This window comes from Phycisphaeraceae bacterium, assembly GCA_020851465.1.
Lineage (GTDB): Bacteria > Planctomycetota > Phycisphaerae > Phycisphaerales > Phycisphaeraceae > JADZCR01.
The window spans coordinates 330,249-344,447 of record JADZCR010000003.1 but is presented as its reverse complement, the minus strand read 5'-3'; the positions used below and the strand labels follow the sequence as shown (position 1 = coordinate 344,447).

The window sequence follows — 14,199 nt, the reverse complement described above, 5'->3', positions numbered from 1 at the left end:
ACCGCCTCTGTCTCTGCGCAGTTATCCGGCTGGCAGGGGATGCGCGTTATTAACCAGGAAGGCATGCCTTTTCGCGTGCTGGCTGCCGATCTGAATAACGACGGCCGGGATGAATTGGTCGTGATCAACACGCGCCAATCCCGCCTCGATATCTACCGTTGGCAGCCCGTTGGTAAACGCGATCAGCCGGCCAAGCCCGATCCCGATCGTGTCAACGAGTTACCCATGGCTCCAGAGTGGACCAAGGAAGAAGTAGCACTGGACGACCTGCCTGCGGATGCAATCGCCGAAGATCTTGACGGTGATAAATTGAAGGAGTTGATCGTTCTTGGTATGCCCGCCAACCGAGTGCTGGTTTACAAAAGCGAGGCGAAAGACAACGCCAAAACAGCTTGGAAAAAATCACAATCTTGGGATTTGCTGGCAGGCACGATTAGCGGCCGGGAGAAAACGCTATTGTTCCGCAATACTCCGGCTGGTCAGCCTGAGCTGCTGATGAGCTACGACCAGGGAGTTCAGACGCTCCTACTCGAAGCGGGTAGCCGACCAGCATGGATGATGCCTCGTGAGCAGCGAGGTCGGTTTTACTGGCGACTGCTCGATCTCGACGGTGACGGTGACCTTGATCTCGTCGAATGGTCGCCGGTGAACAAGCAGACCGTGCGATGGTATGAGTGTGTCGCCGGAAAACTTTTACCTGCACAGGTCTTGTTCGATCAGCCTATTCAAGGCCTCGAATCTCTGGCGATTAAAGGAAAACCCGCGGAGCTTCTCTTGCTCGGCGGAACACAGGAAGGTCTCGTCCGCCGTTATGCAATGGGTAAGGGTAAAGTGAATCCGCTGGGAAAGGTCGAAGCATTACCGATGCCAGCAGGGGCCAAAGCAGTGTGGACCGGGATTACTCTCGATGGCAAGCCCAATATCGTTGCTGTCGATCCTGCGCAGCCGCGTCTCCGTGTCGCGCCACTGGGTGAGACCGGATGGCTGAATGAGCAGAGTTTCCCGATAGTCGGCAATGTACGCGGAATGGCAGCACCGCAGGGCGCACCCGGCACATTGCTGCTGTGGGCAAAAGATGCCGCGGATCTTCACATCAGCAAATGGGAGGGTGGCCGATTTTCCTATCCGCAGCCAATGCCCCAGTCTGCGGATGTGGTGGATCGACGCATTCTCGCTCTCGACACAACCGGTACGACCACTTGGTGGGCGCAGCGAGTCGGAGACAATCTCGACCTCTATGTATGGGAAGCCGGCCAGAAAGAACCGAAGGCCACTCGGTTCACTGGTGTCGGGGCTAAGGCGGAGCGTGTGTTATGGACGGGTGGTGACCGTCTGCTCGTGCAACAGAGCTACTCAACCGGTGCCAAACTCGCCGTCATCAAGGACGGCAAGACCGTGACGACTGAACCTGCTCATTTAGCGAAGATCGACCTGGGTGAGTTTCAATTGATTACGCAGGCAGGCAAGCTGCGGCTTGCACGATTGACCGATGGTGTGCTTCAGTGGCTGGGTGATGATCTTCAACCCACCGATCAGATCATGCTCACGGACGGTCAACGTCTCTCCAGTTACGTGCCAATATCAGACAAGGAAGCGTGGGCACTGGAGCAGGGGGGCGGTTTCGTGCATCGACTTCGGGCTGACGAATCCGGAGTGCTGCGCGTGGTCGAGAGTATTAAACTTCCCGGCGGAACCGCACTGCTTTCCGATAACGTGCTGGGCATGATGCTCATTGATAATGATCGCGTGCTGCGTCTGACTCGTGGTGAGCCGTGGGAGTTGAAGTTGATCGACAGTATTGACAGCCGTGTCGGGCGGCCGAGCGGGGTGCGTGAGGCGACGATTCACCGGATGTTCATCACCGACGCGACCGGTGACGGGCAGGAAGATGTGATTTTTTCCGACGATCGTCGCCATCAGTTGAGTCTGCTGGTGCGAACGGATAAGGAACTGAAATCAGAGCTGTCCTGGCCAGTATTTGAAAATCAGGCGTACCCCTATGGCGATGGCGGACGTGGAGGACAGGTTGCCGAGCCGCGTGCGGTAGTGGGTCTTGATGCGGATGGTGATGGCGGGCGCGATCTGGCGATGCTTTGTCAGGATCGCCTCATCATCTACTTAGCCAAGGACTCTAAATGAAAGAATCAGTCGTTATTACTCGTATCCGCAAGGGAGAGGGTCGATCAATTACTCGATACATACCGATCCACACGCTTGCCGTCGCTACGGTATTTTCTCTTGCGGGTTTCACCAATGCTCAGCCTGCCACGCAACCAGCACCTGCTGCCGATGCCTCGGCTGTGATTCCGGCTGGTGTAAGAGTCACGGTAACCATCGTCGGCGGGGCAAAGGTCTCCGCCACGTTGCTTCGTGAAAGTACTCAGGGTGTGGTGCTCGATCTGGGGCAGCAGGCAATCACAATTCCATCCGATCAGGTGCTTGACCTGGTGCGGGCGGATAAAAAAGCCAGCGATGAAGAAGTGCGCAGCGAGGGCGTGTTTGTCACCGGGCGGCTCGAAGCGGCACCAGTTTCTGAGCTGGTCAAGCGACATGGCGACGCGGTGGTGATGGTCCGGACGCCGATCGGGTTGGGAAGCGGTTTCGTCATCTCTGACAAGGGACACGTCGTTACCAACTACCATGTGGTCGAAGGGCAGACCAAAGTCTTGCTGACGCTCTTTCGACCCGGAGAGCAGGGCTATCAGAAAAAGGAACTGAAAAAAGTTCGGATCGTTGCGCTGCATCCATTGCGCGATCTGGCACTGCTTCAGATGGATCTGACCGAGCTGGATGGTGATCCTCCCCGGCCGGTGACGATTGACGATCGAGACGATGTAAACGTAGGCGATCTGGTTTTTGCAGTGGGTAATCCTCTGGGATTGGAGCGATCGGTTACTCAGGGCATCATCAGCTCGACAACACGCACGATCGGCCACCTGCGACTTCTTCAGACTGATGCGTCTATCAACCCCGGCAATAGTGGTGGTCCGCTCTTTAACGCGCGGGGTGAAGTAGTCGGCGTCGTCTGTGCCGGTGCCACCTCATTTCAAGGATTGGCATTCGGTATTCCATCCAATGAACTGGTGGACTTCTTGATTCACCGCGATAGTTACCTGTACGATGCTTCTCAGCCACAGAACGGAGTGACGTACCTCGAACCTCCTTTCAAGGATCCCAAAGCTGCGGCGCAGGCTGCGCCAAAGACCGGCAACAACCCCACGCCTACCAAGGATTCCAAGCCATGAAATTGTTGACCTCTCCTTTGAAGTTGTCTGCCGCGCTCTGTCTTGCCGTGCTGACTACCCCGACGTTTGCGGCCGACTTGGCTCCGTCACACACCGCACTGCCGGCGGAAACCATCGCCATTGTTCATGTGCCAAACGGCAATGAATTCCTCAACACGCTCCGTAAAAACACCAAGCTCGGTGCTGTCGGCCTCAGTGAGGAACGAATCGCCAAAGCAATGGCCCTGGTACGTGACTCCAGCGAGGGGGAGTGGGAACAACTCGTCAAAGACATGGGCAAGTACAACCTCAAACCTGAGGACTGGAACGAAGTCCTCGCGGGCGATGCTGGCTTCGGGTTAGTCATGCTGCCTCAAGATGGTGCAGCGACTCCGCTGTCCGTCGGTCTGACGTGGGTTGAACCCGGCGGCGATCTGGCGGAGCGTGTCGTTAAAGCGATCGAGCAGGCTGTCGAGGAAAATAAAGACAAGCCTCACCCTGTCAAGCGTCTGGACACGGAACTCTCAGGTTTCAAGGTCATGCACCTGATCGTCCCGGAAGTGGTCACGGATTTTCATCCCGTCATTCCCGACAACTATTACGAAATGACGCCTGAGGAGCAGGAAAATTTCACTAAGGAGCAAGACGAAAAACGGCGCAACGCACCGAAGATCGTTGTGGATCAGACTCACCTGTTGATTGTGCGCGACGGACGACGACTTCTGATCGGCAATACTTTCCCGCAATCACAGGAACAGGTACGAGAAAAGTTGGCCGCAGGCGACGCAAAGGTTGACTTTGCCGCGATTACCCGCATCGAGGAGGCCAAAGGCGTATTCGCCCGCTTCCTTATGGCGCATAAAACCAAGGATCCTCGTAACGCGTTTGACGTCCTTCAGACGACTCCCGGATTGGCGACCTCATTGCCTTCTGGTCTGGTACTCATGGATGTGTTCTTTGATCCGCGGCCCGTTTTTCAATGGCTCCAGAAATCGGGAAAGGATCCGAAAGCTGCAAAGGCTCTCCAAACCTTTGGGGTGACTCACTTGGGGCCGATAGCCATGCGAAGCTCGTTTGAGAACAACAAATTGCTCAATTCGGTCTTTGCATCAGCACCCGCGCCACGTCCCGGTCTGGTGGCACTGCTGGATCAACCGCCGCTTCCTGCTGAACCACCCGCATGGGTTCCCTCTGCTGCGATTGGTTATACACACGTCAGCTTTGACCTTGGCAAGGCATACACGTTGATCAAAACTCTTTCCATTCAGGAGTTCGGTCAGGAAGCTTCACAAGGGTTTGACCAGATCGAACAATCTGTTGGTCAGCAGTTGGGTACCGACATGGCCAGCTTGCTCTCTGCCTTTGGTCAGCAGCACTCATTGGTTTCGTATCTTCCTGAACTACAGGCGGCGGAGGCGGGTGGAGGCGGGGCGAACGCGGAGCCTAAGCCTGCTGATCTAAACAAGATGGCTTTTGTCTGGACCACGCAGAATGACGACATCTGGAACCGTGTCTTTGCGCTCATCGGTCAATTCGCTCCGATGATGGGTGATGCGGTTGCGCCAGCCGAAGAACAGGGCTTCACCGGTTATCGTGCGACTGATCCAAACGGAAACTTTGAGGGCGGACTCTTTAAGGGTAAGGGTTTTCTCGCTCTGTCCATCGGTCGCGGCGTAGTGGAGACGACACTCAACACCCTCGGCGCGCCCCCAGAGGGCGAAGCTGCGATGCGTGGGGCAGCCTATTTCCGTCGTGCCAAGGAGCTGCTGCCGCTGAAGCCCGGTTTGTGGTTGCAAATCAACGACATGAATCGCTACTCGAAGGTACTCCGTGAATTGTTTATCGGTGAAATGACACGAGAGTTCGAGCGGCAAACCGGGATGCCTGATCTCGATAGCGGCAATAATGCTGCGAGCCGCGAATCGAAGAAAGCTCTCTTTGAGGGGTTCAAGGCGCTGATCCCCAGCGATGTGGAGCTTGACGGCATGACCGGTGTGAGCGTCACCCAGTCTCTCGTCGGGGATCACGGCCTCGTGATTCAGTCGGCAATGGAACTGCCCCCGGTGAAGTAACTCACCAGTTACTCATCGCGGCCGTTTGTTCCGTTTTTTCGAGTTGGCAGCGCGGCTTGCTGCGGTTTAATCCGTCACGTTTCTTCGATCAATGTTTGCTTGATCGCGATTTCCGCCAAGCGTACTGTCGCGTGATCCATTGCCGTCAGCGCATTGGCGAAAGCGTCCGGATCGGGCTTGGCCGCTTCCATGAATCCGCGTACCGCAGCGATTTTGGTTTCGATCTCCGTGCGGTAGGCATCGTCAATCTGGTCGCCTACCTTTTTGAGTTGCCGCTCAATGGCACGGATGTCATTTTGCGCATGGAGCCGTAGATCGATCAGCCGGTGTGCGGTCATATCCTCTCGCGCATGGAGCACGCTCTGTGCTTCCATTCGTGCGACTTCTTCGCGTGACAGACCGTGGTTCGGCACGATCTGGATGCTCGCGGCTTTCTCGCTGCGTTTTTCAACGGCTGAAACATTCAGAATTCCGTTAGCATCGACGAGGAATGTCACCTCAATTTTCGGAAGCCCGGCAGGCATTGGCGGAATGCCGCGAAGATCGAACTGGCCCAGCGAACGGCAATCCTGAACCAGTTCGCGTTCTCCCTGAACCACATGGATTTTCACGTTCGTCTGGCCATCGACATAAGTTGAAAACATCTCCGTCGCTCGCGCGGGAATCGTCGTGTTGGCGGTGATGAGCTTGGCCATCGCACCGCCCATCGTTTCGATCCCCAGTGACAGCGGAATCACATCCAGCAGTAACACACCGCGGTTAATGCCTGCGATGATTGACGCCTGCACCGCGGCACCCAGCGCGACAACTTCATCGGGATTCAGCGCGGTGTAAGGCTCGGTCTGGAAAAATTCCGCAACGCGCCTTCGCACCAGCGGAATGCGTGTCGAGCCACCAACCATCACCACTCGATCGATATCTTCGACAGTCAGCTTTGCTTTGCGCAATGCATCTCGACATTTGCTGATCGCACGCTCAACCCACGGGGAGATCATCTTTTCAAACTCGTACTGTGTTATCGTGCGCTGGTGTGTTCGCCCCTGTCCCAGGTTGAGCTCGAAAGTTGTCTGCGGTTCATTGGACAATCGGACTTTGTTGGTTTCTGCGAGTGTTCGCAGTGCTTGCAGTGTTGATGGCGGAAAGGTCAGGTTGCCGTATTTGGCCCGCAGCTCTGTCTGTACGAGGTCGATGAGCATGCGATCGACGTCATCACCACCCAGGTGTGTATCACCATCGGTGGCGAGAACCTGATCCACCGAGCCTGCCCCGTCATCAAGATGCTGTAGCCGCAGGATGGACAGATCAAAAGTCCCGCCGCCAAGGTCAAAGACCGCGACCGTTGCATCTTGATGTCGCTGGCCGAGGTTGTACGCCAATGCTGCGGCCGTCGGTTCGTTGACGATGCGCAGCACTTCGAGGCCGGCAATTCGTCCAGCGTCGCGCGTCGCCTGTCGCTGAGCGTCATCGAAATAGGCGGGCACGGTGATCACCGCTTTGCGAACCGAGCAACCGAGATGCTTTTCCGCGATCTCTCGCAGCCGTCGGAGGGTTACAGCGCTGATTTCCTGCGGGCTGAGTAGTTTTTCTCCGATTTTGACTCGTGCGGTGTTGTGCTCGCCCGCAGCCACTTCATAGGGGAGGGCAGCCAGATCCTCACGCACGTCATCGAGGCCTCTCCCCATCAGTCGCTTGATGCTGAAAACAGTTTGGTGGGGGAACTCCACCGCGTGTAACCGAGCTTCCTCGCCTACCGCTTCGACCGCAGCAGTCCGAGGGTTGAATCGGACGACGCTGCGCAACATGCGGCGCCCCTGCTCGTCAGGGATGATGCGGGGGCCGGTTTCGTCGCACCATGCGACGAGGCTGTTGGTCGTGCCCAGGTCGATGCCGATAATGGGGTCGTTAGACACGGAGTACGTATCCTTCTCCGGAAGAATGTTGTGTATGGATTTGCGTTGTGCCGTTCATCACGTGAAAGTCTAGGTGAACACTCCGCCGACTCCAACCTGTGAGCCAAATATGTATGAGATCACGATTGCCAAGACCTTTGCCGCCGCCCATGCGATCCGCCTGCCCGATGGCTCGCTGGAACCGATTCATGGCCATAACTGGCCGGTAGAGGTCACGGTGCAGTCGCACCAGCTTGACACCATCGAGACGGTGATGGATTTTCACATATTGGAAAAGACGATCGACGGCCTGATCGCGTGCATCCATAATCGTCATCTCAACGAGGTCGAGCCATTTGTTGACTGCAAGGTTAATCCCACGGCTGAGCGAGTAGCCTGGTGGTTTGCTACGGAAGTAGCAAGGACACTACCCAAAGGTGTCAGCTTGGTGAGCGTGCGTGTTGGCGAGGCACCGGGATGTTTCGCCACATGGAGACCTTGAACGGAATCCCATTGCGAACATCCGCCGATTCGTGCATTTCAACCTATTTCACGGACTGCCTTGAATCGACTCGTGCATAGATGTCGGCGTGATCGCTGCGCGTGTATCTCGTTCCAGGACGCCCGATAACCGATTGAGAAGATTTGGCGTTTTGGCATCCTGTTGGCCGATAAAGTCGAAACCGTAGCATCCGTCAAGCTGTGAGGGAGCAGGTCATGGGTTGGTTTTTGTCCGGTAAATCCGGCCAGACAAAGAGAAAAACAAGGAAGACCGCCAAGACAGCCAAACCTGTCAAAGGGTGGGATCCACGCCGCACACTGGCGGCCCTTCAGATATTGGCATTGATGGCATTGGTACTCGGCGGCTGGGCGGGCTGGCGCAAAGCCGAAGCCTCGCTGACCGGGTACGTCAAAGAACATCAAATGCGCAATATTGGTATCAAGGACGTGGTTCTTGCTGATAAACCGCGATGGCTCAGTGCCAAACTCAGTCAGGATTTGGCCGCCATCGTTGCTGCGCACGTCACTGGCGATCCGCTGGATCATGCGAGTCTTGATAAAGCTGCGATGGCGTTGAATTCCAATCCGTGGGTAAGGCGTGTCGCGCGAGTTCAGCGATTTACCGACGGCAAGATTCACGTGTGGGCGCAGTACCGTGAGCCGATCGCAATGGTCGAGACGGACGATGGCTGCCGACTCGTGGATGCGGAGGGGGTCCGCCTTCCGGGACTGTATAAAACTGGTCAGGCACAGCAAATCGGTCTGCCCACGATTGTCGGAGTCAGCAGCCCGCCACAGCGTGAAGGCTATCACTGGCCGGGAGAGGACCTCAAGGCGGGTCTGAGCCTTGTGCAGCTTCTTCAGGGTGAGCCGTATCTTTCACAGATTCGTGCCTTTGATGTAAGCGGACGCGACCAGCGCGGCCGCATTCGTCTTGTGTTAAAGACGCGCAATGGGATGGTTCGCTGGGGCCTGCCGCCGGGTCAGGAAAAACCGATCGAACCCGAAGCCGAAACAAAAAAAGAGTGGCTTACGACCGTTTACAAGCGGCAAGGATTGATCGATGCGGGTGGAAAAACGGTTGATGTTTATGGCGCAGCGGTCTTTATCCATCAGCCCGAAGGTGAAGAACCGGATATTCCCGTTGGCTACCATTGGTAGAAGTGAACGGATCACCCCATCCTCAGTCCGATGATGCCGACACCACGGCATTTGATGCGCTGCAACCTCATTCAGCGTCCGAGTCTGTTCCTGCATCGGAACATTTTGTAAGCGATGAGCAAGACGGCCAGAGTATCCGAGCTCAATACTCATCTTTCCATGATCTAGCCTCACGAGGCCTTGTGCTGGGTTGGTGCATCTGGCTGCTGGGCAGTTGGTCATCAACGCTTCTAATCGAATCTCCCGTACCCGCTGCACGATGGATGATATTTGCGAGCCTGATCGGCTTGATGCTTCTCTGGCCGGTGATTCGGTTAAGTCAGGAACTGGCGGTCGGCGGAAGAAACAGCGCGGAAGTCGCACCCCTCGGCGGGCCGGCAATGCTCCGTCGTTATCCATCACAGCGACTTCTGAGTGGTCCAGGACTAGCTCTTGCTGATTGGCTTGCACTAATGATCGTCTTTCAAGCAGTCATCTGGCCTCTGCGTCTATCGGCTGGTTGGTCGATTGTGCAGTCAATCTGGCTCGATGCGGCGATTGCGGCGTGGAGTCTGCTGGTTGCTGCGATCATTGCGGTGGGAAGTTTGGCACGTCAAGGCACATACCGCGCGCTGGCGATGCTGCTGTGTGTGCTGCTGATGTTTGCGGAACCGACGGTGATGGTTCTGATGCGTCGTGCTCAGATCAACGTGGCGTGGCAGATGCACGTCAGCCCGATTCAAGCTATCTGGGGTCTGTCCACGTCGCCGGTACTCTGGCAGCCGGATCCCTGGCGATTTCAGATCATCGCTGTCGCATTGGGGGCCGTGGTTGCCTGGCTGGGCGCGATCCTGATCTCCGGGCGGATACGCGAAAATCTGACTGCGGAATTAGTAAGGTGAGCGTGCACGAGTCTCGCGCTGCTCCATCTTTGAGTTCCGCATTTGGTTTGCTCGGATTAACCGGCTAAGCTTTCAATTTGGTGCTGTGATGGTCGGACATCTCGGCCATGCGCGCTTGAGGAGTATTGATATGGAGTTCATCACCGCGGAAGAAAAACAGCAGCTTGAGTCCAAGCTCGAAGATCTCAAGGCCAAGCGACCCGTGCTGAGCAAGCGCATCGCCGAAGCCCGTGCTTTGGGTGATCTGAAGGAAAATGCCGACTATCACGCCGCCCGCGAAGATCAGGGCCTCAACGAAGCGGAAATCCGCCGACTCGAAGAACGTCTCCGAACTGCAAAGGTAGCGGATACTTCCGCTGTGCCGCAGGACATGGTTTTTCTTGGTGCGACGGTAAAGCTCAAAGACGCCTCCACGGGAAGCGAGGATCTTTACAAACTCGTAGGGGAGGCGACCGGGAAGTTCGACAGTGACGAAATTGAAGTCACGGTATCCAGCCCCATGGGTGAAGCACTGCTTAAAGCCCGCATCGGCGATGTGGTCAAGGTGGACCTACCCCGCGGAACCCGTCGATTTGAAGTTGTCGAGATACTTTGATCGATCTTTTATGGGGGAGTTCAGATTGGTGAACGAGGCAGCTTCCCGCTCAGTGCGGAATGCTTGTTATTTGGCAGCAGCGAACCGCATATATCTCTACAGCTAAGGGTTCCCTAGAATAATGCAGGTGGATCCCATGAAAACGGCAACCCGAACGATACACACCGCGGCCTATTGCCTCATGCTGACTTTGGGCAGCATTTCGTCGGCACAAGTACCCGCAGGGCAGAACCCTAACGGTGCCGGAGACGGACGCCTGCTTGATCGCAACCTTCAGGTGGGAACCGGAGGTATCAACGCTCCTCAGCAACAGATCGATTACGCAGCACGAAATAACCTCATCACCGGCAATGTGACCGGACTGGGATATTTCCACGGTCGCGTCGGGTACACCGCGCCGGGTGAGTTCCGGGGTTCTTCCTCGGATGACTCCCTCTTTCGTTTTCGGGCACAGAGTTGGTCGCCGGGATTGCCGAGCATTAATGCCGGCCAACCTTACGCAGGCGGAGTTGTACCGATCTACCGCTACACCGCTGGAACGACTTCCGGCCAGGTATTGAACAACAGCGGACCAGGACTGATTCAGCCGTTTACAGGGTCGTATCAGTCCAACATCGCGTATAGCAACGCGCTGCTGGCCGCACAGAATGCGGCGGGTACTCCCCGGCTGGGTGTGATCCGTCAACCGGATGGGAAATTACTTGAGGTCAGCGCAACGCCATTCCTTGGTGTACGCAAGATTCCGCTGACTTCTCCAAACACGCTTGCCAATCCGTTGGAGGAATCAAATGTTGGGACATCATCCGCGGGATCATCCGACGGCGATAAGGCCGCATCCTCCAATCAAATAACCGCAATGCCGGCTTACTCGACTTCAACATCATTGACGGATCGCGGTTCGGGCGGCACCTCAGCGGAAAATAACCGTACCACTCAGCGCAACTGGAAGCCATCGCTGCTGATCGGTGAGCAGATTCAAAACATGATCCAGCCTGGACGGATGACGGCTGATGGTTCGTTAACGACAGAGAAGCGAATTCAGGATGTTCAGGCGGCAATATTCGAGCCAATCAAATCTTCTCAGGTAAAACCCGGAGAAGACCCGTACCTGGATCTCCTGGCCCGGTTGCGCAGCGGAACCCCCAAAGCTGGTAAACCGGCTGTTAAACCAAGCGCTGAAGACGAGGAAGCTCTTGCCGACCCGCTGCCCAACGATGCAGCCAAAGCGAAAGCAGACCGTGAAGCAGCAGTCAAGCAGGCGTATGGACTGCTGCCGTCTGATGCCGCAAAAATGAACGGAGGACAGCAGACGGACGCTCCTGATCCGAATCGTGCGAAAGTTGATATCGCCATGGCGAAGTTTCTCGATTCGCTCAAGACGGATGAGAAACTGACTCGATTCTCCGGCACCCGTGAAGATCGGATCAGCAAGACGATGCGAGCGGGCGAGATTGCACTGGGATCAGGCAAGTATCTCGATGCGGAAAATTATTTCCGTGAAGTGATTGATCTCAATATGAATCAGCCGTTGGCGGTATCAGGGTTGATCCACGCCCAGGCTGGCGCGGGGTTGATCCGTACGGCGGCATTCAACCTTCGGCGTCACCTCGAAATGCACCCCGAACTCGTCGGCGTCCGTTATGACGCTAAGCTGTTGCCCAGTCGTGCGCGGCTCAGTTGGGTGCGGGCACAGATCGAGCCAATGCTCAAGTATCCGCAGCAGGGTGATGTGGCGATCCTGCTCGCGTATCTGGGATTTCAGCTCGATCAGCCGACTCTGGTGGAGTACGGTCTGGACAAGGCTCAGGCCGCCGCACCACTTGATCCGTTGATTCTGGTATTACGTCGAGTGTGGACCAGCACTGATACGGGTGCGACAACTCAGCCGACTCCAAAGCCATGATGCGATAGATTTCCCTGTCCTCCGGATTGATGAAGTGACCCCTACGTCTTCGACTACAACGAATACTCCGGCCAGCGCAGTGCCGGCAGCGCCGGTGTCCTTGACATCCGACCCGACAGCGGTGGGTGCGTCATGCCCGGTTACACGGCTGACACTGGTTCATTTTCTTGATCTCAAGACGCTTCAGGAATTGCAGGACAGTTTTACTGCCCTGACCGGGTTGAAGACGGAGATCGTTGATCCAACGGGAAAACCGCTGACAGTTCCGACTCAATCGGGTGAGCCGGTGCGCACTCATTCGGCAAGCGAATCGACCACGGGATCAAAAATCGTTGACTCGAATGAGCCTATTGCAGCACCGATCGTTGTAGAAGGGCAGGAATTAGGCTCGGTACGTATCGAGAGCCGGGCGGAGCGATCAGACGCGACGGTTAATCGACAAAAGCTTGTCAACTTATTGACGACATTTGGTGTACCGACTGAAAAGGTTGGCAGCATGCTCGATGCGGCAGAGCATGTATTCGCTCCTCCACGGGCGGCTGCGGTACAGGCGATTTTTCTTTTAGCCAATCACCTTGCGAGGCTCTGCTATCAGGAGCACCAGCTCCGTGAACGTGTGGGTGAACTGGCAGCAATTAACAAGCTCAGTGCTCTGCTCGCTGGAGCTCGTGATGTACAGCAGATTCTGGATACAGCCGTCCTCACCGCGGCTCAGGTGCTCGGTGCCAAAGCAGCGACTATTCGACTGCTGAACGAGGAAACACGCGAGCTGGCCATCAAAGCGGTGTACGGACTGTCGGAGGGTTACTTGAACAAAGGTCCGGTCCATGCCGACAGTGCCGCGATTGCTCGAAGCGCATTCGCTGGTGAAGTTGTGTATGTGGAAGACATGACGACGGACCCGCGCGTGATCTATCCCGAAGATGCCGAACGTGAGGGACTCGTCTCGTTTCTGGTATCGGGAATTATTTATCACAGCAGGCCGATCGGACTTTTCCAGATTTACAGTGCGACCAAACAGAAATTCGGACGCTTCGACATCAATCTGCTCCAGTCGATTTCACAGATCACCGCGACTGCTATCGAAAGCGCTCGCCTGGCGGTGGCTCGTCAGGAGGGCGAGAAAGTGCAGAGGCAGGTGCGATTGGCGGCGGACGTACAGCGCCGGATGCTTCCGGGAACGATGCCTCAGATCAAGGCATTTGATATCGGCGCCCGGTATGTACCAAGTTTTGAACTCGGCGGGGACTTCTATGACTTCATAGACCTCGACGGTCATCTGGGTGTGGCAGTGTGCGATGTAGTGGGCAAGGGTATCGCTGCCAGTCTGCTGATGGCCAGTGTGCGGGCGAGTCTGCGGGCGTATGCGCAGGATGTGTATGACATCGACGAAATTATTTCGCGCGTGAACATCTCCCTTTCCCGCGACACCCGCAGCGATGAGTTTGCCACGCTCTTTTATGGTGTCCTCGATCCTTCTACGCGAAGAATGACCTATTGCAATGCCGGCCACGAGCCGCCGTTGCTTTTGCGCGATGGTCGATTCACACGACTCGATGTCGGCGGTACGGTTGTCGGTATTGACAGAGAGCAGACTTACGAAAAGAGCATCGTTCAGCTTGAACCGGGTGACTTCCTGCTCTTTTACACAGATGGTCTGACAGACGCGCAGAACTTCAACAATGAAAAATTCGGCAGGACGCGAATCCTCAAGGCGATGCGCGATACTGAAAAAGCGCCAGCTCAGGAGGCAGTCAATCACCTGCTTTGGGAAATGCGCCGTTTCATCGGACTAAAACCGGCGATTGATGACACCACGATCGTTGCGGTAAAAGTCAACCCAAGGTCATAACGACGCATCCTGTTGAAGATTAGGTGGAATACCCCGCCGGTTCGCACCAATGCGGTTATGCGCTTTGATCTTCAAACCGTCAGGAATTTCTCGTCGGGCTGCTGGTTTCTATGATGATCCA

The 14,199-nt window shown here is 56.0% G+C and carries 10 protein-coding genes; 9 read left to right on the top strand and 1 reads right to left on the bottom strand.

The annotated features are described in order from the left end of the window. Positions 1–63 precede the first annotated feature (63 nt). Genes IT444_04725 through IT444_04715 form a run of 3 tightly spaced genes read left to right on the top strand, consistent with a single transcriptional unit; the run spans position 64 to position 5,296 of the window. Positions 64–2,139 carry a VCBS repeat-containing protein gene (locus IT444_04725; protein MCC7192069.1) on the top strand — a complete coding sequence of 692 codons (2,076 nt, stop codon included), beginning with the start codon at positions 64–66 and terminating at the stop codon, positions 2,137–2,139. After that, positions 2,136–3,245 carry a trypsin-like peptidase domain-containing protein gene (locus IT444_04720; GenBank protein ID MCC7192068.1) on the top strand — a complete coding sequence of 370 codons (1,110 nt, stop codon included), beginning with the start codon at positions 2,136–2,138 and terminating at the stop codon, positions 3,243–3,245. The genes IT444_04725 and IT444_04720 overlap by 4 nt, the downstream gene beginning before the upstream one ends. Further along, positions 3,242–5,296 carry a hypothetical protein gene (locus tag IT444_04715; protein MCC7192067.1) on the top strand — a complete coding sequence of 685 codons (2,055 nt, stop codon included), beginning with the start codon at positions 3,242–3,244 and terminating at the stop codon, positions 5,294–5,296. The genes IT444_04720 and IT444_04715 overlap by 4 nt, the downstream gene beginning before the upstream one ends. Positions 5,297–5,370: 74 nt before the next feature. On the opposite strand, the gene dnaK is transcribed toward IT444_04715, so the two are convergent. Next, entirely contained in the window at positions 5,371–7,206 is a 1,836-nt protein-coding gene (gene dnaK, locus IT444_04710) for a molecular chaperone DnaK (GenBank protein ID MCC7192066.1), read from the bottom strand. Between the two features lie 109 nt (positions 7,207–7,315). On the opposite strand from dnaK, the gene IT444_04705 reads away from it, so the two are divergent. The 6 genes from IT444_04705 to IT444_04680 all read left to right on the top strand — a co-directional run bounded on the left by IT444_04705 (position 7,316) and on the right by IT444_04680 (position 14,078). After that, positions 7,316–7,687 carry a 6-carboxytetrahydropterin synthase gene (locus tag IT444_04705; GenBank protein MCC7192065.1) on the top strand — a complete coding sequence of 124 codons (372 nt, stop codon included), beginning with the start codon at positions 7,316–7,318 and terminating at the stop codon, positions 7,685–7,687. Between the two features lie 215 nt (positions 7,688–7,902). Next, on the top strand, positions 7,903–8,847 hold the full coding sequence (locus IT444_04700; GenBank protein MCC7192064.1) for a hypothetical protein: 945 nt from the start codon (positions 7,903–7,905) through the stop codon (positions 8,845–8,847). Between the two features lie 2 nt (positions 8,848–8,849). Next, complete coding sequence (locus tag IT444_04695; protein ID MCC7192063.1) at positions 8,850–9,728, top strand: hypothetical protein; 879 nt, start codon at positions 8,850–8,852, stop codon at positions 9,726–9,728. 130 nt (positions 9,729–9,858) lie between these two features. Then, complete coding sequence (locus tag IT444_04690) at positions 9,859–10,323, top strand: transcription elongation factor GreA (GenBank protein ID MCC7192062.1); 465 nt, start codon at positions 9,859–9,861, stop codon at positions 10,321–10,323. Between the two features lie 136 nt (positions 10,324–10,459). Further along, entirely contained in the window at positions 10,460–12,226 is a 1,767-nt protein-coding gene (locus tag IT444_04685) for a hypothetical protein (GenBank protein ID MCC7192061.1), read from the top strand. 34 nt (positions 12,227–12,260) lie between these two features. Next, positions 12,261–14,078: a SpoIIE family protein phosphatase gene (locus tag IT444_04680; GenBank protein ID MCC7192060.1), complete on the top strand. Its 1,818-nt coding sequence runs from the start codon at positions 12,261–12,263 to the stop codon at positions 14,076–14,078. The last annotated feature ends 121 nt before the right edge of the window (positions 14,079–14,199 follow it).